This window comes from Stenotrophomonas sp. 78350_Sma, from assembly GCF_056482105.1.
This window is the reverse complement of the sequence record NZ_CM151182.1, coordinates 810,248-830,698: the sequence shown is the minus strand read 5'-3', so window position 1 is coordinate 830,698 and position 20,451 is coordinate 810,248. Positions and strand designations below refer to the sequence as shown.

The 20,451-nt window shown below is 67.6% G+C and carries 21 protein-coding genes; 11 read left to right on the top strand and 10 right to left on the bottom strand.

Annotated features, from left to right (window positions below; all coding sequences use genetic code 11):
- Positions 1 to 99 precede the first annotated feature (99 nt).
- Both ACZK4H_RS03670 and sufT read right to left on the bottom strand, forming a co-directional pair.
- Positions 100 to 1,194, bottom strand: coding sequence for a branched-chain amino acid aminotransferase (locus tag ACZK4H_RS03670; RefSeq protein WP_099552729.1), 1,095 nt, complete (start codon positions 1,192 to 1,194; stop codon positions 100 to 102).
- Between the two features lie 59 nt (positions 1,195 to 1,253).
- On the bottom strand, positions 1,254 to 1,805 hold the full coding sequence (gene sufT / locus ACZK4H_RS03665; RefSeq protein WP_012479222.1) for a putative Fe-S cluster assembly protein SufT: 552 nt from the start codon (positions 1,803 to 1,805) through the stop codon (positions 1,254 to 1,256).
- 122 nt (positions 1,806 to 1,927) lie between these two features.
- Here sufT and ACZK4H_RS03660 point away from each other — a divergent pair, with 122 nt between their 5' ends.
- The gene (locus ACZK4H_RS03660; RefSeq protein ID WP_099552730.1) at positions 1,928 to 2,347 is read left to right on the top strand and encodes a hypothetical protein; all 420 of its coding nucleotides are present in this window, start codon (positions 1,928 to 1,930) and stop codon (positions 2,345 to 2,347) included.
- 152 nt (positions 2,348 to 2,499) lie between these two features.
- Here ACZK4H_RS03660 and ACZK4H_RS03655 read toward each other — a convergent pair whose 3' ends face one another.
- Together ACZK4H_RS03655 and ACZK4H_RS03650 are read right to left on the bottom strand one after the other, a co-directional pair.
- Positions 2,500 to 3,960, bottom strand: a complete 1,461-nt coding sequence (locus ACZK4H_RS03655) for an NAD(P)(+) transhydrogenase (Re/Si-specific) subunit beta (protein ID WP_099552731.1) — start codon at positions 3,958 to 3,960, stop codon at positions 2,500 to 2,502.
- Positions 3,957 to 4,277, bottom strand: coding sequence for an NAD(P) transhydrogenase subunit alpha part 2 (locus ACZK4H_RS03650; protein WP_005408173.1), 321 nt, complete (start codon positions 4,275 to 4,277; stop codon positions 3,957 to 3,959). Before ACZK4H_RS03650 ends, ACZK4H_RS03655 begins: the two co-directional genes overlap by 4 nt.
- Before the next feature lie 98 nt (positions 4,278 to 4,375).
- Here ACZK4H_RS03650 and ACZK4H_RS03645 point away from each other — a divergent pair, with 98 nt between their 5' ends.
- The 3 genes from ACZK4H_RS03645 to ACZK4H_RS03635 are packed head-to-tail and all read left to right on the top strand — an operon-like array spanning position 4,376 to position 5,748.
- Complete coding sequence (locus ACZK4H_RS03645; RefSeq protein ID WP_099552732.1) at positions 4,376 to 4,960, top strand: RNA polymerase sigma factor; 585 nt, start codon at positions 4,376 to 4,378, stop codon at positions 4,958 to 4,960.
- A complete protein-coding gene (locus ACZK4H_RS03640) occupies positions 4,957 to 5,283 on the top strand; it encodes a hypothetical protein (RefSeq protein WP_099552733.1) in 327 nt (108 codons plus the stop codon). The genes ACZK4H_RS03645 and ACZK4H_RS03640 overlap by 4 nt, the downstream gene beginning before the upstream one ends.
- Positions 5,284 to 5,286: 3 nt before the next feature.
- Positions 5,287 to 5,748, top strand: a complete 462-nt coding sequence (locus ACZK4H_RS03635; protein ID WP_012479217.1) for a DUF3106 domain-containing protein — start codon at positions 5,287 to 5,289, stop codon at positions 5,746 to 5,748.
- Positions 5,749 to 5,827: 79 nt separating this feature from the next.
- Here the strand turns inward: ACZK4H_RS03635 and ACZK4H_RS03630 are convergent, their stop codons facing one another.
- Complete coding sequence (locus ACZK4H_RS03630) at positions 5,828 to 6,907, bottom strand: NAD(P) transhydrogenase subunit alpha (RefSeq protein WP_099552734.1); 1,080 nt, start codon at positions 6,905 to 6,907, stop codon at positions 5,828 to 5,830.
- A 52-nt stretch (positions 6,908 to 6,959) separates the two neighbouring features.
- The gene (locus ACZK4H_RS03625) at positions 6,960 to 9,281 is read right to left on the bottom strand and encodes a DUF1631 domain-containing protein (RefSeq protein ID WP_099552735.1); all 2,322 of its coding nucleotides are present in this window, start codon (positions 9,279 to 9,281) and stop codon (positions 6,960 to 6,962) included.
- 331 nt (positions 9,282 to 9,612) lie between these two features.
- Between ACZK4H_RS03625 and ACZK4H_RS03620 the strand changes: the two genes are divergently transcribed.
- From ACZK4H_RS03620 to ACZK4H_RS03605, 4 genes are read left to right on the top strand one after another with little or no spacing between them, the layout of a single operon-like run.
- A complete protein-coding gene (locus ACZK4H_RS03620) occupies positions 9,613 to 10,194 on the top strand; it encodes a nitroreductase family protein (protein WP_099552762.1) in 582 nt (193 codons plus the stop codon).
- Positions 10,191 to 11,126 (top strand): 5'-3' exonuclease, encoded by a 936-nt coding sequence (locus ACZK4H_RS03615; RefSeq protein ID WP_099552736.1) that lies wholly within the window; start codon positions 10,191 to 10,193, stop codon positions 11,124 to 11,126. Before ACZK4H_RS03620 ends, ACZK4H_RS03615 begins: the two co-directional genes overlap by 4 nt.
- Positions 11,123 to 11,677: an NUDIX hydrolase gene (locus ACZK4H_RS03610; protein ID WP_099552737.1), complete on the top strand. Its 555-nt coding sequence runs from the start codon at positions 11,123 to 11,125 to the stop codon at positions 11,675 to 11,677. Before ACZK4H_RS03615 ends, ACZK4H_RS03610 begins: the two co-directional genes overlap by 4 nt.
- Positions 11,670 to 12,467, top strand: coding sequence for an N-formylglutamate amidohydrolase (locus ACZK4H_RS03605; RefSeq protein WP_099552761.1), 798 nt, complete (start codon positions 11,670 to 11,672; stop codon positions 12,465 to 12,467). The genes ACZK4H_RS03610 and ACZK4H_RS03605 overlap by 8 nt, the downstream gene beginning before the upstream one ends.
- 93 nt (positions 12,468 to 12,560) lie before the next feature.
- On the opposite strand, the gene ACZK4H_RS03600 is transcribed toward ACZK4H_RS03605, so the two are convergent.
- Both ACZK4H_RS03600 and ACZK4H_RS03595 read right to left on the bottom strand, forming a co-directional pair.
- The gene (locus ACZK4H_RS03600; RefSeq protein ID WP_099552738.1) at positions 12,561 to 13,232 is read right to left on the bottom strand and encodes a DUF7716 domain-containing protein; all 672 of its coding nucleotides are present in this window, start codon (positions 13,230 to 13,232) and stop codon (positions 12,561 to 12,563) included.
- The gene (locus tag ACZK4H_RS03595; protein ID WP_099552739.1) at positions 13,229 to 14,647 is read right to left on the bottom strand and encodes an MFS transporter; all 1,419 of its coding nucleotides are present in this window, start codon (positions 14,645 to 14,647) and stop codon (positions 13,229 to 13,231) included. Before ACZK4H_RS03595 ends, ACZK4H_RS03600 begins: the two co-directional genes overlap by 4 nt.
- A gap of 105 nt (positions 14,648 to 14,752) precedes the next feature.
- Here ACZK4H_RS03595 and ACZK4H_RS03590 point away from each other — a divergent pair, with 105 nt between their 5' ends.
- A complete protein-coding gene (locus ACZK4H_RS03590; protein WP_099552763.1) occupies positions 14,753 to 15,637 on the top strand; it encodes a LysR family transcriptional regulator in 885 nt (294 codons plus the stop codon).
- A gap of 159 nt (positions 15,638 to 15,796) precedes the next feature.
- On the opposite strand, the gene pip is transcribed toward ACZK4H_RS03590, so the two are convergent.
- Positions 15,797 to 16,738 carry a prolyl aminopeptidase gene (pip, locus tag ACZK4H_RS03585; RefSeq protein WP_032130095.1) on the bottom strand — a complete coding sequence of 314 codons (942 nt, stop codon included), beginning with the start codon at positions 16,736 to 16,738 and terminating at the stop codon, positions 15,797 to 15,799.
- Positions 16,739 to 16,786: 48 nt separating this feature from the next.
- Positions 16,787 to 17,644, bottom strand: coding sequence for a peptide chain release factor N(5)-glutamine methyltransferase (gene prmC / locus ACZK4H_RS03580; RefSeq protein WP_099552740.1), 858 nt, complete (start codon positions 17,642 to 17,644; stop codon positions 16,787 to 16,789).
- Between the two features lie 352 nt (positions 17,645 to 17,996).
- On the opposite strand from prmC, the gene ahpC reads away from it, so the two are divergent.
- On the top strand, positions 17,997 to 18,560 hold the full coding sequence (gene ahpC / locus ACZK4H_RS03575; RefSeq protein ID WP_014036055.1) for an alkyl hydroperoxide reductase subunit C: 564 nt from the start codon (positions 17,997 to 17,999) through the stop codon (positions 18,558 to 18,560).
- A 225-nt stretch (positions 18,561 to 18,785) separates the two neighbouring features.
- Positions 18,786 to 20,378: an alkyl hydroperoxide reductase subunit F gene (gene ahpF, locus ACZK4H_RS03570; protein ID WP_099552741.1), complete on the top strand. Its 1,593-nt coding sequence runs from the start codon at positions 18,786 to 18,788 to the stop codon at positions 20,376 to 20,378.
- Positions 20,379 to 20,451: the final 73 nt, after the last annotated feature.

Below are 20,451 nucleotides of genomic sequence, written 5' to 3'. Positions count from 1 at the left end.
CTGGCGGGCGGGCCCACAACGCAGAAAGCCCGTCACTGGGACGGGCTTTCCGGAAAACCGGCCGAGCGTGGGCTCGGCTCTACAGTTGACCGCGGGCGATCAGCCCAGCTTGACCAGCCAGTTGTGGCGGTCCGGCAGGCGGCCGTACTGGATGTCGGTCAGTTCCTTGCGCAGCGACATGGTCACCTCGCCGGCCGGGGCGTTGATATCGCCCACCGAGAAGCCCTCACCCTTCAGCTGGCCGATCGGGGTGACCACCGCGGCGGTACCGCAGGCGAACACTTCGGCGATGTCACCGGAGGCCACGCCGTTCTTCCACTCGTCGATGGTGACCTTGCGCTCTTCGACCTTCATGCCGCGGTCGCGGGCCAGCTGCAGGATGCTCTCGCGGGTGATGCCCTCGAGGATGCTGCCGGACAGTTCCGGGGTCACCAGCGTGCCGTCCTTGTAGACCAGGAACACGTTCATGCCACCCAGCTCTTCCAGGTACTTGCCTTCCACCGGGTCGAGGAACAGCACCTGCGAGCAGCCCTGCGCCTGCGCCTTCTGCTGCGGCAGCAGCGAGGCAGCATAGTTGCCACCGCACTTGGCGGCGCCGGTGCCGCCCTTGGCCGCGCGCGCGTATTCGGTGGACAGCCAGATCGACACCGGGGCGACGCCCTTGGCGAAGTACGGGCCGGCCGGGCTGGCGATGACGTAGTAACCGGCCTTGTGCGCGCCGCGCACGCCAAGGAAGGCTTCATCGCCAATCATGAACGGACGGAAATACAGGCTGGACTCATCAGCCGACGGCACCCAGGCACTGTCCACGGCGATCAGCTGCTTCAGCGATTCGACGAAGATCTCCACCGGCAGTTCCGGCAGCGCCAGGCGCTGTGCCGAACGCTGCAGGCGGCGGCCGTTGGCATCCGGACGGAAGGTCCAGATCGAGCCATCGGCATGGCGGTAGGCCTTGATGCCTTCGAAGATTTCCTGACCGTAGTGCAGCACGGCTGCGGCCGGATCCAGCTGCAGCGGACCGTAGGCACGCACGTTGGCGTTGTGCCAGCCGGCATCCTTGTCCCAGCGCACCTCCACCATGTGATCGGTGAAATGCAGGCCGAAGCCCGGCTTCTCCAGGATCTGGGCGCGCTCTTCAGCGCTGCGCGGGTGGTCCGAACGGGTGACGGCGAAGCTGGGGATGGACTGGGACACCGGAGGATTCCTGTTCTGGTTGCGGGTAGTGCCGGGCCCGCGTCACTGCGGGCCCTGGGTCAAAGCATGCCGGTCTCGAGCCGGGCCGCCTCGGACATCATGTGCTGGTTCCACGGCGGGTCGAACACCAGGTCGACGTCGGCCTCGGCCACCGTCGGGATCATTTCAAGCTTGCTGCGCACGTCGTCGACCAGGATGTCGCCCATGCCGCAGCCCGGTGCGGTCAGGGTCATCTTCACGTCGATCTCGCGCTGGCCTTCATCCAAGTGCTTGATCTCGACCTCGTAAACCAGGCCGAGTTCGACGATATTGACCGGAATTTCCGGATCGAAGCAGGTGCGCAGCTGCTGCCATACCAGCTGTTCCACCTGTTCATCAGTGGCGTCGGCCGGCAGTTCCAGCGGTGCCGGCGCCTCCTTGCCGATGGCGTCGCCATCCTTGCCGGCGATGCGGAACAGGTTGCCCTCGACGAACACCGAATAACTGCCGCCCAGCGCCTGGGTGATGTACCCATAGCTGCCGGCGGGCAGGGTCACGGTGTCGCCCTGCGGGACCATCACGGCCTCGCAATCGCGTTCGAAGTGGACAGGTTCGCTGCTACGGGAATACATGGGTACCGATATGGGGCCGTGGCCGGGGCCACGCAAGACGGCATTCTAGCCCAGCCGCCCCGCGGCCGCCGGTGCACTGCGGCAAACCACAGTATCCTGTGGCTGATCTTCAGGGAGCTTCGATGTCCTCCAATGCCGCGCGTGCCAGGACCGTGACCTGGCTCTGGCCCATCATGCTGTTGCTGGGTCTGGTTGTTGCTCCCCTTGCCTGGATGGTGCTGGCGCTGATGACCGGCCGGCAGGTCGGCTGGATGGCGGTACTGACCGCCCTGGAACTGGTGTTCATGCTGCGCATGGGCACGCTGGGCCCGGGCCGGCTGCGCATTGCCCTGGTCGTACTGGGCACCCTGCTGGTGGCCGCCGCGGCCAACTGGGCCATCGCCAGCGCCTGGATGGGCGGCTCGATCGGGCTGGACCTGTGGGACGCCAGCCTGCGCATGGGCCCGCACCTGGCCTGGACCCTGATCACCCTGGCCAATGGCGCCGTGGAATGGCTTTGGCTGGCCGTGGGTGTCGCCGTGGGTGCCTGGCTGGCGCGCTGAGCGTGCCGCTTGCTGCGCCCGCCGGGCATGGCCCGGCGCTACCGGGGATGCGCGGGTAGATCCATGCCATGCGTGGATGGGAGGGTAGTGCCGGCCGCTGGCCGGCAAGAGCGTGCGGACCAAGGTCCGCACCCACCGGATGCAGCCGGACCTCAATGCCCGCCGTCGAGCGCCTTCAGTTCGCTCACCAGCGACGCTGCCGCTTCCGCACCATCGCCGTACAGCATGCGGGTGTTGTCGGCATAGAACAGCGCATTCTCGATGCCGGCAAAACCAGTGCCCTTGCCGCGCTTGATCACCACCACGTTGCGCGCGTTGACCACGTCCAGCACCGGCATGCCGTAGATCGGGCTGGCCGGGTCGGTGCGTGCCACCGGATTGACCACGTCGTTGGCACCGATCACCAGCACCACGTCGGTGTTGGCGAACTCCGGGTTGATGTCGTCCATGTCGGCGATCAGGTCGTAGGGCACGCCCGCCTCGGCCAGAAGCACGTTCATGTGCCCAGGCATGCGCCCGGCCACCGGGTGGATCGCGAACTTCACCTTGACCCCGCGCTGGCCCAGCCGCTGCGCCAGTTCCCAGATCTTGTGCTGGGCCTGCGCCACGGCCATGCCGTATCCAGGCACGATCACCACGCGCTCGGCGTAGGCCATCATCGCCGCGACATCCGACGCCTCGATCGGCTTCTGCGAACCGCTGATCGCCTGCGCTTCCCCGCCAGCACCACCGCCGAAGTTGGAGAACAACACGTTACGGATCGGCCGGTTCATCGCCTTGGCCATCAACCGGGTCAGCAGGATGCCGGCCGCGCCGACCATCATGCCGGCGATGATCAACGCCTCGTTGCCCAGCACGTAGCCTTCGAACGACACCGCCAGGCCGGTGAAGGCGTTGTACAGCGAGATCACCACTGGCATGTCGGCGCCACCGATCGGCAGCGTCATCAGCACGCCCAGCGCCAGCGCCAGCACGAAGAAGGCAACGATCGCCCAGGTGTTGAGCGTGCTGGCCGCGATGATCGCCAGCACCACCACCGCCAGTGCCACCAGCAGGTTCATCACCTGCTGGCCGGGCCAGGTCACGCGCTTGTCCAGCCGGCCATCCAGCTTGGCCCAGGCAATCACCGAACCGGACAGCGACACCGCACCGATCGCCGCGCCGACCACCGCCAGCAGCAGCACCATGCCCGACGGCTGGCGCGCGGCCAGGTCGGCCAGCGCCTGCGCACTCCAGTGGCTGGTATCGCGATTGGCAAGGAAGGCGTAGCGCAGCAGTTCCACCGCGCCGATGGCCGCCGCCGAGCCACCGCCCATGCCGTTGTACAGCGCCACCATCTGCGGCATGTCGGTGATGGCCACCTTGCCGGCCGACCACCAGGCCAGGCCCGCGCCCAGCAGCAGCGCCACCAGGATCAGCGGCACGTTGTGCAGTTCGGGAAGGAAGACGGTCGCCACCGTGGCCAGCAGCATGCCCAGCCCGGCCCAGCGGATGCCGCTGCGCGCGGTCAGCGGCGAGGCCATGCGCTGCAGGCCCAGCAGGAACAGCGTGGCGGCGACGAGATAGCTGGCCTTGACCAGCCAATCGAGCAGTTCGACGGTGCTGATGTTCAAGCCTGCGGCTCCTTCGGCTCGTCCTTGCCGCCCTTGGGCGCGCTCGGCTTGAACATTTCCAGCATGCGCGCGGTGACCACGTAGCCACCGGCGGCGTTGCCGGCACCGAGCACCACGGCGAGGAAGCCCAGGGCTTTTTCCAGCGGTGTCTGCGCGTGCCCCAGCACCACCATCGCGCCGATCAGCACGATGCCGTGGATGAAGTTGGAACCCGACATCAGCGGGGTATGCAGGATCACCGGCACCCGCGAAATGATCACGTGGCCGGCGATGGCCGCCAGCATGAAGATGTACAGCGCCACGAACCCGTCACTCACTGGCAACGCTCCCGCTCTGTCTTCGTCGTCCCATCATAACCATGGGCTGAACCCGGTGCGCACCCGGCGTCAACCGAAGCCGCACTCACGCGTTGTCGATGGTGACCCCGAGCGAGGAACCGTACCCTGTGCTGGTGAGCAGCCCCGTCCCCCCGAGCGCCGAGACCGATGCACTGCCAGCATCGCTGGAAGCGTTCCTGGCCAGTGTTGGCCCGCGTGCGTTCCGCTTCGCCGAGGCCGGCCTGCGCCAGCGCGACGACGCCATGGACGCGGTGCAGGACGCGCTGCTGCGCATGCTGGACTACGCCGACAAGCCGGCTGCCGAATGGGCGCCGCTGTTCTGGAGCATCCTGCGCCGGCGCGTGATCGACGTGCAGCGCCGGCGCCGCTTCCGCCTGCCGTTCTGGCGCGACAACCAGGATGCGGAAGGCGGCGAGATCGATTGGGCCGATCCCGGCCCGGACCCCGCACAGGCGCATGAACAGCGCCAGCAGTACCAGCAGCTGGTGGACGCGTTGCGCACCCTGCCCGCCCGCCAGCGCGAAGCCTTCACCCTGCGCGTGCTGCAGGACCTGGACGGGGCCACCACCGCCCGCGCCATGGGCTGCAGCGAAGGCGCGGTAAAAACCCACCTGGCACGCGCCCGGCAGGCGCTGCAGGACTACCTGGAGACCCACCCGTGAACCGCTCCCTGCCCTCCGATGACATCCTGCGCAGCCTGCACGCGCAGTCGCTGCAGGCGCTGTCGCCGGCCACGCTGGCACGGCTGCGCCAGGCCCGCCACGGCGCCACGGCCGCCCATCGCGGGCGCTTGCGCTGGTGGCTGGCCAGCGCCTGTTCGCTGGTGGTGGCACTGGGTATCGGCCTGCAGTTCACTGGCCATGGCACGCTGACGGGCCCGGCGCCGGCACCTGTGCTTGCCTCGGTGGAAGACAACAGCGCGCTCTACGACGAAAATCCCGATCTGTACCTGTGGCTGGGCGATACCGACCTGGCGATGGAGTGAATCATGTCCCGACTGCACACCCTGCCCCTGCTGATGACTCTGTTGCTGCTGCCGGCCCTCCCGGCGCTGGCGCAGAGCGCCGCGCCCGCCCCTGCGGCACGCCCTGCGCCGGCCACGCCGCTGCCGGCCTGGGAACAGTTGAGCGAAGCTCAGCGGGAATCGCTGCTGGCGCCGCTGCGTGACCGCTGGAACAGCGCCGATGCCGGCCAGCGCCAGCGCATGCTCTCGCACGGCCAGCGGTGGCAGACGATGAGCCCTGAGGAACGCGACAAGGCCCGCCGTGGCCTGCGCCGCTTCGAGCACATGAGCCCGGAACAGCGTGAGCAGGCCCGGGCCCTGTTCGGCCAGATGCGGGAACTGCCCCCCGCGCAGCGCGACGCACTGCGCGAGCGCTGGTCGCAGATGACGCCGGAACAGCGAAAGGACTGGGTGCGCGACAACCCACCGCCGGCGAAGCCGCGGTAACGCTGGCATCCGCAGGGTGGGTGCGGACCTTGGTCCGCACACGGGGCCGTTCATCCACGCATGGCGTGGATCTACCGACTCACGCCAGCCAGCGTGTCTTGGCCAGCAACTCGTCTTCCCAGTCGAACGCCAGCTGCCCCTCGTGCACGAACAGCGCGACGAAGTTCAGCAGGTTGCGCGCATACATCTCGCTGGCCTGGGTCGCGCCGCGGCTGGCCAGGCCCAGCGGGCCATCGATGGTCACACCCTGATGCTCGATGCACTGCCCCGGCTGGGTCAGTGCGCAGTTGCCGCCGCTCTCGGCCGCCAAGTCCACGATCACGCTGCCGGTGGCCATGCCTTCCACCATTGCGGCAGTGACGATGGTGGGTGCCGGGCGCCCCGGTACCGCCGCCGTGCAGATCACCACATCCACACCGCGCAGGTGGTCGGCCAGCCGACGCTGCTGCTCGGCGCGCTCCTCGTCGGTCAGCGCGCGCGCATAGCCGCCCTCGCCGGCCGCGCTCACCCCCAGGTCCAGGAAGCGCGCGCCCAGCGACTGGATCTGCTCGCGGGTTTCCGGGCGCACGTCGAAACCTTCCACCTGTGCGCCCAACCGGCGCGCGGTGGCAATGGCCTGCAGTCCGGCCACGCCAGCACCGATCACCAGCACCTTGGCCGGCCGCACGGTGCCGGCAGCGGTGGTCAGCATCGGGAAGAAGCGTGGTGCGCGTTCGGCGGCGATCAGCGCGGCCTTGTAACCGGCCATGCCGGCCTGCGAACTGAGCACGTCCATCGCCTGCGCACGGGTGGTGCGCGGCAGCTGCTGCAGCGGGAACAAGTGCAGGCGGTCATCGGCAGCCAATGCCGCCAGGGCCGGATCACTGGCAGGAGTCAACAGGCCAACCACGGTGGCACCCGGCTTGAGCTGTTCCAGCAGCGCCGCCGCCGGCGCCTGCACGCACAACAGGATGTCGATTTCGGCCCAGCGGCTGGCATCGAACGCGCGGGCACCAGCATCGTCATACGCTGCATTGGTGAAACCCGCGGCCAGTCCAGCACCGGGCTCGTACCAGACAGTGATGCCCAGGGCGCCGAGCTTGCGCGCGGTTTCCGGCGTCAACGCCACGCGCCGTTCGCCCGGCGCGGTCTCTTTGATCCCCAGCAACGCCACGGCCATGCAGGTCCCCGCTGATCGGTGAGTTTTCCCGATCCTAGCAGGCGGCCACGGCTCAGTGCAGTGTTGCGCTGCCCGGGTCCAGCCGATCGATCACACCCTGCATCGCGCTGTCGAAGGCACCGTCATCCACGTGCGCACGCAGCCGTCCCAGCCGCACCATCACCGCCAGCTCCTCCGGCGAAGCCACGCAGAAGCGCACGCCGCGGCGGTTGACGAACAGCAGGCGCGAGGAAATCGGGCTGACCCAGGACAGCTTGCCTGCCTGCACCTTGCCGTCCTTGTCGACAAAGTCCAGCCAGTTGCCGATTTCCATGCGGCGGAAGCGATCGGCGTCGGCATTGTCGAAATCATCGGCATCGATCTGGCCGCTCAACTCCACCGCCGGCGATTCAGCCACCGGCGGCGCCGGCAAGGCAACCTGTGGCAGCTCCGGCAGCGCGCGCTGCAGTTCCGGCCGCGATTCGGCAATGCCCTGCAGGGTGTAATGCAGGGCGTCGATGGCACCGGTAGCGGCATCGCCGTGCACGCCCACGCTGGCGAACACCTTGGCCAGCACCGGCTGCCAGGCCTGCAGCCACGGCTTGCCGACGATCTGGCGGCGGGCCTCGGCCACTTCCTCCAGGAGGCCGTCGCCCAGGCTCAGTGCCTCGGTCACCGACGCGCCCTCCTCGCCCTCGCGCAGCAGCGCCAGGGTCAGGTGGTGCTGCCATGGCTGGCGCAGGAACCCGGCGATGGCCGGCGGCAGGGTGGCATCGCCGATGCGGCGGTCCAGTTCGGCACCGGCCCGGCTGCGGGCCATTTCCAGCTTTTCCTGGCCGCGCTGCGTTTCGGCTGCGCGGCGCTCGGCGATTTCCACGCGGCGGCGGTGCTGCACGAGGAACTCGCGGAATTCTTCTTCCAGGGTCAGGAAGATCGCCAGGTTCTCGTTGAACTCGGCGACCAGGCGCTCGATGATCTCCTCGACCTTGGCCATCAGCATCCGCTCGGCCTGGCTTTCGCCAGTGTTGCCTTCGCAGGCCTCGGCCAGCGAGTTGAGCAGCTTGCGTGCCGGGTGGGTCTTCTGCACGAACATGCGGCGGTCGAGCATCGCGACCTTGACGAAGGGCACGACCAGGCGGCCGATCAGCTCGCGCGAGCGACCTTCCAGCTCGCGTTCGTCCAGCATCACATCGAACAGCATGCCGACCAGATCAATCGCGTCCTCGTCCTGCGGGTCCAGCCGGGTCTGGCCAGGATCGACGCCGAGACGGGTGGCGCTGGACAGCACTTCACTCTTCAGCCGCTGCGCCAGGGATTCGCCATCCTCGCCGATGGCCGCACGCAGCGTCGCACTGGGCGTGGCCTGCAGCAGCGACAGCACCGACATCATCTCGCGCTGGCTGAGCGGACGCTGCTGGCCGATCGCCACCTGTGCGGCCGACGTCGCGTCCTCGCGCACGTGGCGGGTCTGCTGCAGCAGTTCGTGCAGCGCCTCCAGCAGCATGCCCTGCTGGCCCGCATGGGCCTCGCCGGTGTCGCCGTCTTCGGCGCCCAGGTGCTGCTGCATGTGGCCACGCCGCTCGGACCAGCGCGCGGCAAAGCGCTGCGCCCAGGCCGGTGCGGCCTGTTCATCATCGCTGAAGTCGGATTCGAAGCCCGCCGCGTGGCGCGGCTCGACCAGATCGTCCGCGCCCGGCGCCATGCGCGGGTCGGGCGCGGCCGACAGCGGACGCCGCGGCGCCCCCATCTGCGACATCACGCCAGCGGCGGCCAGCTGCTCGTCAAGCTTCTCGTAGATACGGCCCACCGGCGCGCGCAGGTCGCGCTCGCACAGCTTGATGAGCACCAGGTGCACTTCCGGCGCCAGCTCGCAGCCGGCAAAGGCCTCATGGATGGCCACGCCCAGGTGTTCGGGGCTGACCGGGTTGTGGTCGGCATCCAGCTCGGCGCCGCCGATCAAGCGGCCCAGGCGCCGGTCCAGCCGCGCCAGCACCGGCTTGAAGTCGCGCAGCAGCACGGTGGCGAAATTGCGCACCGCCAACCGCGACTCCAGTACATGTTCAGCCAGCAGGCTCAGGCCATCCTCGGCCGGCCCGGACAGGGTGGCTTCGGCCGACAGCGGCTCGCCACTGGCCAGTGCATCCCAGGCCCGCTGCAGGTGGCCGGCGAAGGCGGCGGCGATGTCCTCACGGCGGCGGCGCAGCTCGCGCATCGCATCCAGGAACAGCAGCTGCGACGAGCCTGCATTGCCGGCCCGATCGAACAGTGCATCGTCGAAACGCGCCAGTGCGGCCCCGAAAGCCTGGCACAGCGCCGGCAGGACCATGTCCCGGGCACGCTGAAGCTGGGCCGGGTCACGGCCCGGCGATCCCATCGGTGTGGGCGCGCTCATCATTCGGGAAGGCTCCCCACCTTCTCTGGTACGACAGACAGCATGGACATCGCGACGGCCGGTACACCCCATGTACCGGTACGTCGATGGTAGGCCGGCCAGCCCGTCACGGACAGTGAAACAGTCCTCACTTCAAACCTCATGACCGGCGGCCCGGCAAGATAGATATCGTAAGCCGTGCGAGGCCCACGAGGCGAGAGGAAGCGGTCGTCCCTTTCCCGCCAGTGGCATGATGTTCATCACAGTTTGATATTCAGGGGCAGGACGCGACACAGACGGCGTCATTGACCACCCCGACTATAATCAAACACCCGTGATGACCGGTTCAGACTCCATGCCCGACCCCGCTGCCCTGCTTGCCCTGGATGCCCGCCGCTCCGTGCCTTCGCGGCAACTGGCCGAGCCCGGCCCGGATCCGGCCACCCTGCAGCGGATGCTGGCTTCGGCAGTGCGCGTGCCCGATCACGGCAAGCGCGTGCCGTTCCGCTTCCTGAAGATCGCCGGCGATGCACGTCACACTCTGGGCGACTTCCTGGCCGAGCGCAGCCGCCAGCGCGACCCGCATGCCGGCGAGGCGGTATTCGAGAAGGACCGCCAGCGTTTCAGCCATGCGCCGCTGGTGATCGTGGTGGTGGCCAGCCCGCGCCCGGACCCGAAGGTGCCCGAGCAGGAACAGCTGATGACCGCCGGCTGCGTCTGCTTCGCCCTGCTGCAGGCCGCACAGGCGCTGGGCTTCGGCGCGCAGTGGCTGACCGCCTGGATGGCCTTCGACCCCGCCGTGCACGCCTACCTGGGCCTGGCCGAGGGCGAAGGCATCGCCGGTTTCATCCATGTCGGCACGCCGAAGGCCGCTGTGCCCGAGCGCGAGCGTCCGGATCCGGCCGCCCTGCTGCGCGACTGGACGCCACCGGCATGACCCTGCCGGTACCACCGCCGTCGCTGTACCTGGTCGACGCCAGCATCTACGTGTTCCGCGCCTGGCACTCGCTGCCGGATCAGTTCCAGGATGCGCAGGGCTGGCCGACCAATGCCGTGCACGGCTTCGCCCGCTTCCTGCTGGACCTGCTGGAGCGCGAGCGCCCGCGTCACATCGCCATCGCCTTCGACGAAGCGCTGGACAGTGGCTTCCGCCACCGTCTGTACCCCGCCTACAAGGCCAACCGCGACCCGGCGCCGGAGGCGCTCAAGCGCCAGTTCGTGCACTGCAAGGCGCTGTGCGCGGCGTTGGGCCTTGCCGTTCTGGCCCACCATGAATACGAGGCCGATGACCTGATCGGCAGCGCCCTGCATGTGCACCGTGGCAGCCACCGCGGTGTGATCATCTCCGCCGACAAGGACCTGTCGCAGCTGCTGCTGGACCACGACGAACAGTGGGACTACGCACGCAACCAGCGCTGGGACGTGGCCGGGGTGAAGGCACGACATGGCGTGCATGCGCACCAGATCGCCGATTACCTGGCGCTGTGTGGCGACGCGGTGGACAACATTCCCGGTGTCAGTGGTGTCGGCAGCAAGTCCGCCGCCGTGCTGCTGGCCCATTTCGGCAGCATGGATGTGCTGTACGAACGCCTGGACGAAGTGCCGTTCCTGCGCCTGCGCGGCGCCGCACAGATGGCAGTGCGCCTGCGCGAGCAGCGCGAGCACGCCCTGCTCTGGCGCCAGCTCACCACCATCGCGCTGGACGCGCCGCTGGAAGGCAGCCAGCCCGGCCTGCTGCGCCAGAACGCCGATCCCGAGCTGCTCGGCGGCCTCTGCCAGACCCTGCGCTTCGGCCCGATGACCCGCCGCCGGCTGTTCGATGCCGCCGGCGTGCCCGATATTCTTCCCACCCACAGCGAGCCCGCATGAGCCAGCGCAATACCGAAGCCCCGCGCGTCGTCTATGAAGGCAAGTACCAGCGCATGCTGGTGCGAGGCACCTGGGAATACAGCGAGCGTACCCATGCCGGTGGCCTGGCGGCGATCATCATCGCGGTCACCCCTGACGACAACGTGCTGTTCGTCGAACAGTTCCGCGTACCGCTGCAGGCGCCCACCATCGAGATGCCGGCCGGCCTGGTCGGCGACATCGATGCAGGCGAATCGATCGAAGTTTCGGCCGTGCGCGAACTGGAAGAAGAAACCGGCTGGACCGCCGATCACGCCGAAGTGCTGCTGATAGGCCCGACCTCCTCCGGCGCCAGCAGCGAGAAGATCGCCTTCGTGCGTGCCACCGGCCTGCGCCGCGTTGGTGAGGGCGGTGGTGACGACAGCGAAGACATCATCGTGCATGAGATTCCGCGCGCGCAGGCCGCCGCGTGGCTGGTGCAGAAGATGGGCGAAGGCTACGAGCTGGACGCCAAGCTGTGGGCCGGACTGTGGATGATCGAGCACCACCTGGATGGACGCCCGCGTGGCTGACGCCGATCTGCACGCGCTGCCTGCGCTTCTGGGCACAGACGACCCGGCGATCCACACGATCCACCGGCCGCAGGGCGCCTCGCCGTTCCTGCTGCTGGCCGATCATGCCGGCCAGCAGGTGCCGCGTGCCCTTGCAGGCCTGGGCTTGCCGCAGGCCGAACTGGACCGCCATATCGGCTGGGACATCGGCATTGCCGGCACCACCCGTGCACTGTCCGAACGGCTGGATGCCTGGGCGATCGAACAGACCTATTCGCGGCTGCTGATCGACTGCAACCGCCCGCTGGTGTCGCCAACGCTGATTCCGGAAGTGAGCGACCACACCGTGGTGCCAGGCAATGCCGGGCTGTCGGCAGCGCAGCGCCAGCAGCGCATCGATGCGATCCACGCGCCCTACCACGCGCGCATCGACGCCGAGCTTGATGCACGCCGCGATGCCGGCCGCCCCACCCTGCTGGTGATGATGCACAGCTTCACCCCGGCGATGAACGGCACGCAGCGTCCGTGGCATGCCGGCGTGCTTTACCACCAGGACACGCGCTTTGCGCATGCGCTGCTGCACGCACTGCGCGACGAGGGCGACCTGGTGGTGGGTGACAACGAACCGTATTCGGTAAGCAGCACCAGCGACTACGCGGTGCCGGTGCATGGCGAAGGCCGTGGGCTGGTGCACGTGGAACTGGAAATCCGCCAGGACCTGATTGCCGATGTGGCTGGGCAGCTCGCGTGGGCGGATCGGCTGGCGCGGATCTTCAGCGCGTTGCAGCCTCAGTTGCTGGCGTTCGGTTGAACGCGCGTGGATCCATTCCTGATCGGTAGTGCCGGCCGCTGGCCGGCAACCTCAGGGTAGTTGGATCATTGCATTGCCGGCCAGAGGCCGGCACTACCGCAACGTTGGAGCCTCCATCCACGGGAACGGCTTGAACCCGTATACCTGCACGGTCGCACCGATCGCTTCGAACTGATCCTTGATCGCCTGCGCGCGGTTGCGGTCCAGGGCTTCGCCCAGCAGCAACGGCAACGCGCGGCAGCGCGCCAATGCATCGCCCACCGGAATCTCCAGCAGCCGCGCCACGCGTTGGGCTGCAGCTTTGATCCGCACCTCCGGGCACGCGTTCAACGCCAGATCGAAGGACGCGAAGATGCCTGTGCCCACACCTGCCTCGCGTGCAGCCACCTGTTCCGCAGCTTCCGCTTCACCCAGTGCCTCGTCAACGCCTTCCACCTGCTGGAACGCGTCGTACTCGGCGTAGTACGCCAGCGCCTGCGCGTAGTCGTGCAACGAAGACAACGGACGCTGCCGCTTCTGCACGTCGAGCACATCCGCAAACGTCGCAGGTTCCAGGAGCGTGCCCAGGCCCAGCGCGCGCGCTTCGACCGGCACCTCGCTCTCCTCATCGAAGGCGGCATCCTCATCGGGTGGCAACCAGAAGCGCGCCTGCAGCAGGTCGTCATCGGTGGCGTGCACCCAACCGAAGGAGCCGTACACCTCATCATCATCGTTGCAGGCTGCGAAGGCGTGCAGGGTCTGTCGCAGGTCCAGCAGCGCAATCATGCTTCGTTGCTCAGGCAGGTAGTTGCAGCCGAGTCTACCGGCGCCGGCCGCAGGCCCAGCGCGATCACCACGCCGAGCGCGGCGAACAGCGCGGCGCCGTACTGTGCATTGACCATGCCCTGCAGGGCATCGGGACTCGTTGCCGCCTGCGCGCCACGCGCGGCGTTGGCGATCATCACCAGTACCGCCAATCCCAAAGCGCCACCGATCTGCTGGGCGGTGGCCGCCATGCCAGACGCGACGCCTTGCTGCGGCCCCGGCACACCCTGGCCGGCCACGATCCACATTGCTGTCCAGCTCATGCCCTGGCCCACGCTCAGCACCACGATGCCCGGCAGCAGCGGCCAGTAGCTGGCGCCATGCGGCATCGCCAGCGCCACCGCGGCAATGCCGATGGCACCAGCGGCGAAGCCCCAGGCCAGTACCTGTCGTGGCGAACGGCGCCGCAGCATGCGTTCGGCAATACGGATGCCGAAGGTGCACACCAATGTCGGCAGCAGGAACGCCATGCCGGCCTGAAGCGGGCTCCAGCCGTAGCCATCCTGGAAGTAGAGCGCCAGGAAGTAGTACTGCACGCCATAGCTGCTCATGAAGGCGAAGGTCAGGCCGAGTGCCGCGCGCAGGCCCGGCAGGCGCAACAGCGAAAACTGCATCAGCGGGTCACGGCTGCGCTTTTCGATCTGCACGAACACCGTGAGCAGTACCGCTGAAAGCAGCAGGCAGATGAGCGTGGCCGGCGCCGTCCAGCCCCACTCCGGCCCTTGCACCAGGGTGGTGACCAGCAGGCTGCCGCCGGCGGTGACGGTGAGGCAACCGGCCAGGTCGAAGGAGCGGCCTCGCACCTGCGGGCCATCGGCCGGTAGCCACGCACCAGCAGCGACCGCACAAGCGGTGGCCAGCGGCACGATTACAGCCAGCACCGCCGGCCAGCCGAACGCCTGGGTCAGCACGCCACCCAGCAGCGTGCCCAGCGCCAGGCCCACCGCGCTGGCCATGCTCCAGATCGCCAGCGCGCGGTTGCGCACCGGGCCTTCGGCGTACAGCGTGTTGATCAGTGCCAGCGTGGCGGGGAACAGCAGGGCCGCACCGACGCCCTGCGCGGCGCGCGCGATGATCAGCAGGGTGGCATTCGGTGCCAGCGCACCGAGCAGCGACGCCAGTGCGAACAGCAGCATGCCCAGCCGGTAGAAACGGCGGCGGCCGATCAGGTCGGCGGCACGGCCTCCCAGCAGCAGGCTGCCGCCGAAGGCGACGGTGTAGGCACTGACCACCCATTGCAGCTGCTGCGCATTGATCTGCAGCGCGCGCCCCATGTCGTGCAGGGCGACGAAGATGATGGTGGCATCCAGGGCGATGATCAGCTGTGCGGTGGCCAGCAGGGTCAGCGCCCAGCGCGGGTATTTGAGGGGAGGCATCGGCGGTCTGGATCGGTGGGGGAGCGCAGTCTCATTGATGCGGCCGAATCAATAAACCCCCTACCCGCCATTTCTGTCATGATTTTCCGCATGAATGCAGCCTCGATGGACCTCAATGCGGTGCGCATGCTGGTGCAGGTGGCCGAAGCCCGCAGTTTCACCGTGGCCGCCGGCCAGCTGGGCCTGAGCCAGTCCGGCCTGTCGCGTGCGATCGGGCGGCTGGAAGTATCGCTGGGGGTGAAGCTGCTGCAGCGGAACACCCGCAACGTGGCGCTGACCCCGGATGGCCGCCAGTTCGTGGAACAGGTGGCACCGCTGCTGGCCGGCCTGGACGATGCCGAGCGGCAGCTGGCCGATCGCCCGTGCACGCCCTCAGGCACGTTGAAGATCAGTGCGCCGTCGATGTTCGGGCGCAAGGTGCTGGTGCCGATGCTGGCACCGTTGCTGCAACGGCATCCGCAGCTGCAGGTGGAAGCCGTGCTCAGCGACCGCCTGGTCGATCTGGTCGAGGAAGGCTTCGATGCCGCGCTGCGCACCGGCGTCATCGCCGACCAGCGCATTGTTGCGCGGCCATTGCGGCCGCTGCGCTGGGTGACGGTGGCCAGCCCGGGCTATCTGGCCCGCTGTGGCGCACCGGACGATGTGGCCGCGCTGCAGGATCATGCCTGCCTGGCGGTGCGCAACCTGCGCAGTGGCCGGCTGGTGGACTGGCAGTTCCTGCAGGACGGGCAACTGCGCGAGGTCACGCCACCGACGCGCATGGTATTCGACAGCGGCGATCCGCTGGTGGAAGCGGCCATCGCCGGCATCGGCATCGTGCAGGTGATGGATTTCGCGGTGGCCGACGCGCTGGCCGATGGCCGGCTGCAGCGCGTGCTGCAGCCGTTCGAAGGCCGCAGCCGCGAACTGTCGTTGATCTACCCGCCGTCGCGCCAGCATTCGCCAAAGCTGCAGGTGCTGGCTGACGCCTTGCTGGCCGGCGATTGGTAGCGCCGGCCGCTGGTCGGCGTCTGCGCGATCCAACCGTTTCCCGGTTGCCGGCCAGCGGCCGGCACTACCAGGCTGTGGTAGATCCACGCCATGCGTGGATGGGGTTCCGGACCGGGGTCAGAGCCCTTTCCGTGGGAAAGGGCTCTGACCCCGTGGGTATCAGGCAAAACTATCGGTGGCGCGTACCAGCGCGTCCACGTTCTCGGCCTCGAACGCCGAATGGCCCGAGGCCGGTGTGATCTCCAGCTTGGCCTTCGGCCAGACCTTGGTCAGGTCCCAGGCGTTGGCCAGCGGGCAGACCACGTCGTAGCGGCCGTGCACGATCACGCCGGGAATATCGGCGATGCGGTGCGCGTCACGCAGCAGCTGGTCTTCCACTTCGAAGAAACCGCCGTTGACGAAGTAGTGGTTCTCGATGCGGGCAAACGCCAGCGCGAAATGCGGGTCTTCGTGGCTGTTGATGAAGTCATCATCGACATGCAGGAAGCTGGTCGCGCCTTCCCACACCGCCCAGGCCTTGGCTGCTTCCAGGCGGGTGGTCTCGTCTTCGCTGGTCAGGCGGCGGTGGAAGGCCGAGATCAGGTCATGACGCTCCACCGACGGGATCGGCTTGAGGTAGTGCTCCCACGCATCCGGGAACAAGCGGTTGGCGCCTTCCTGGTAGAACCATTCCAGCTCCCAGCGACGCAGCATGAAGATGCCGCGCAGGACCAGTTCGGTCACGCGCTGCGGGTGGGTTTCGGCATAGGCCAGGGCCAGGGTCGAACCCCAGCTGCCACCGAACACCTGCCAGCGATCGACCTTGAGGTGCTCGCGCAGTTTTTCGATATCCGCAACAAGGTCCCAGGTGGTGTTGTCCACCAGGTCCGCGTGCGGGGTGGAACGGCCGGCACCGCGCTGGTCGAACAGGATGATGCGGTACTTGGACGGGTCGTGGAACTGGCGCATCTTGTCGCTGCAGCCACCGCCCGGGCCACCGTGCAGCATCACCACCGGCTTGCCGTCCGGGTTGCCGCACTGTTCGAAGTACAGCGTGTGGCGGTCGTCGACCTTCAGGGTGCCGACGTCGTAGGGGGTGATGGCGGGGTACAGCGTACGCATGCTTGCAGCTCCAGGGTGATGCCCTGCCGGGGCAGGAGAACCTCCATTCTAGGCCGGACGCCGACCCAGGGTGATGCGGTCGCGCTGCTCCAGATCCTGCACGGTCTGCACCTCGGTGAAACCAGCAGCGTCGAACAGCGCGCGGATCGCCTCGCCCTGGTCCCAACCGTGCTCGATCAGCAACCAGCCGCCGGGCAGCAGGTGGGCCTGGCCACCGTCGACGATGCGACGGATGTCATCCAGGCCATCCACGCCGGAGGCCAGCGCGGTAGCCGGTTCAAAACGCAGGTCGCCCTGTTCCAGATGCGGATCGTCGCTGGCGATATACGGCGGGTTGCTGGCGATCAGGTCGAAGCGCGCGCCCTGCAGCGGCGCATACCAGTCGTGCCCGCCCTCGGCGAAGCGGACGTTGCGCAATTCATGGCGGGCCGCGTTGCGCGCGGCCACGGCCAACGCGCCCGGGCTGGCATCGGTGGCCAGCACCTGCGCCTGCGGCCGTTCGCTGGCCAGTGCCAGTGCAATCGCACCACTGCCGGTGCCCAGGTCGGCCAGCTGCAGCGACTGGTCTTGCGGCAGGCGCTCCAGTGCCAACTCGACCAGCAGCTCGGTTTCCGGGCGCGGGATCAGCGTGGCCGGGTCGACCTCCAGGTCCAGCGTCCAGAATCCGCGGCGGCCGGTCAGGTAGGCCACCGGCTCACCGGCCACGCGGCGGGCCAGCAACGCCTCGAAGGCGGCCTGGTCATTGGCGGCCAGCGGATCGGTGGCGTGGGCGAACAGCCAGCTGCGCGGGCGGTCCAGTACGTGCAGCAGCAGCAGTTCAGCCTCGTGGCGGGCTTCGATGCCGCCCAGGCGGGCGCTGGCATCGGCCACGATCTGGCGCAGGGTGGGTTCGGTTTGGAAAGACATTCCGCAATTGTAGAGCCGAGCCCATGCTCGGCTGCTTCTGGAACATCCGAGCGTAGGCCCGGCTACAGGTCCGCAGCCGAGCATGGGCTCGGCTCTGGAAAAGCTGGAATCCGTTCAGGTTTCGCCAGAGGGCATAAGGAGGGGCTATCAGCCCTCTTCACCCGCTCAGGACGATTTCCCTTGTCATACAGGCAGTTGCACGATGGGAACGGCAAGATTCAGTGCCTGCTCATGGCACTTTGATAGACTCCATCTATCAAATAGATGCAATCAATGGATTGTTCTTATCGCAAGCGAATCGGTAACCTAGGTCCTGTCGATTCACCCACTCCCCTTCACCAGAGGAAAAATGATGTCCCTCATCAACACCCAGATCCAGCCGTTCGAAGCCAACGCTTACCACAATGGCGAGTTCATCAAGGTTTCCGACAACAGCCTGAAGGGCCAGTGGTCCGTCCTGATCTTCATGCCGGCCGCCTTCACCTTCAACTGCCCGACCGAGATCGAGGACGCGGCTGACCATTACGCCGAGTTCAAGAAGGCCGGCGCCGAGGTCTACATCGTCACCACCGACACCCACTTCTCGCACAAGGTGTGGCACGAAACCTCGCCGGCCGTCGGCAAGGCCCAGTTCCCGCTGGTCGGCGACCCGACCCACCAGCTGACCCGCGCTTTCGGCGTGCACATTGAAGAGGAAGGCCTGGCCCTGCGCGGCACCTTCATCATCAACCCGGAAGGCGTGATCAAGACCCTGGAGATCCACTCCAACGAGATCGCCCGTGACGTCGCCGAGACCCTGCGCAAGCTGAAGGCTGCCCAGTTCACCGCCGCCAACCCGAACCAGGTCTGCCCGGCCAAGTGGAAGGAAGGCGAGAAGACCCTGACCCCGTCGCTGGACCTGGTCGGCAAGATCTAACGCAGTACCGGCCTGCCGTGGCCCCACGCCACGGTGCGCCCTTCATCCCCGTGCCGGTCCCCCCGCCGGCGTGGGGGTGAACCCAAGACAGCCAACGCCCGCTCGCTTTGGCCAGCCAGCCCCTTCCACGGTCGCTGTCTTGGGTTCACCCCTACCCCCTGCTGGTCCGCTACCTTCTACAGCGGTGCCACGCCCCCTGTTTGCCTGAAGCCAGGAGAAGACCCGATGTTGGACGCCAACCTGCAGTCGCAGCTGAAGACCTATCTGGAGCGCGTGACCCGCCCGATCCAGATCACCGCGCACGCCGACGATGGCGCCAAGTCGCAGGAAATGCTGGAACTGCTGCAGACCCTGGACAGCCTGTCGGACAAGATCTCGCTGCAGGTGCTGCGCGACGGCCAGGGCCGCGTGCCCTCGTTCGACCTGGGCACCCCGGGCCAGGACATCCACCTGACCTTCGCCGGCCTGCCGATGGGCCACGAGTTCACCTCGTTGGTGCTGGCACTGCTGCAGGTGGGCGGTCATCCGTCCAAGGCCACCGCCGAGCTGATCGAGCAGGTGCAGAACCTGGAAGGCGACTACCGCTTCGAAACCTACTTCTCGCTGTCCTGCCAGAACTGCCCGGACGTGGTGCAGGCCCTGAACCTGGCCGCGGTGCTCAACCCGCGCATCCAGCACGTGGCCATCGACGGTGCCCTGTTCCAGGACGAAGTCGAGAAGCGCGAGATCATGTCGGTGCCGACCGTGTACCTCAACGGTGAAGTGTTCGACCAGGGCCGCATGACCCTCGAGCAGATCGTGGCCAAGCTGGATACCAATGCCAGCAAGCGCGATGCCGAGAAGATCGCTGCCAAGGACGCCTTCGACGTTCTGGTGGTGGGCGGTGGCCCGGCCGGCGCTGCAGCGGCAATCTACGCCGCACGCAAGGGCATCCGCACCGGCATCGCCGCCGAGCGTTTCGGTGGCCAGGTGCTGGACACCATGGCGATCGAGAACTTCATTTCGGTGAAGGAGACCGAAGGCCCGAAGCTGGCCACGGCGCTGGAACAGCACGTGCGCGAGTACGAGGTGGACATCATGAACCTGCAGCGCGCCAGTGCGCTGGTGCCAGCCGGTGAAGACGGCCTGGTGCAGGTGCAGCTGGAAAACGGCGCGGTGCTGAAGTCGCGTTCGGTGATCCTGTCCACCGGCGCGCGCTGGCGGCAGATGAATGTGCCGGGCGAGGACCAGTACCGCAACAAGGGTGTGGCCTACTGCCCGCACTGCGATGGCCCGCTGTTCAAGGGCAAGCGCGTGGCGGTGATCGGCGGCGGCAACTCCGGCGTGGAAGCGGCCATCGACCTGGCCGGCATCGTGTCGCATGTGACCCTACTGGAGTTCGATTCCAGCCTGCGCGCCGATGAAGTGCTGCAGAAGAAGCTGCGCAGCCTCGGCAACGTCACCGTGCTGACCAGCGCGCAGACCACTGAAGTGCTGGGCGACGGCAGCCGCGTCACCGGCCTGGTCTACAAGGACCGCGTCGGCGGCGACGCCCACCGCGTCGAGCTGGAAGGCATCTTCGTGCAGATCGGCCTGCTGCCCAACACCGAGTGGCTGAAGGACACCGTGGCGCTGTCGCCGCGTGGCGAGGTCGTCATCGACGACCGCGGCCAGACCAACCTGCCGGGTGTGTTCGCCGCTGGCGATTGCACGACGGTACCCTACAAGCAGATCATCATCGCCATGGGCGCCGGCTCAACCGCCGCACTGAGCGCGTTCGACCACCTGATCCGCTCGTCGGTGAGCAACAGCAGCGGTGCCGTTGCTGAAGCGGCCTGATCCACCGTTCCCAGATCACCGGGAACTTTGTCTGCCTGTCGGGTAACCACGCCGTCAGCCGGTCCGTTACCCC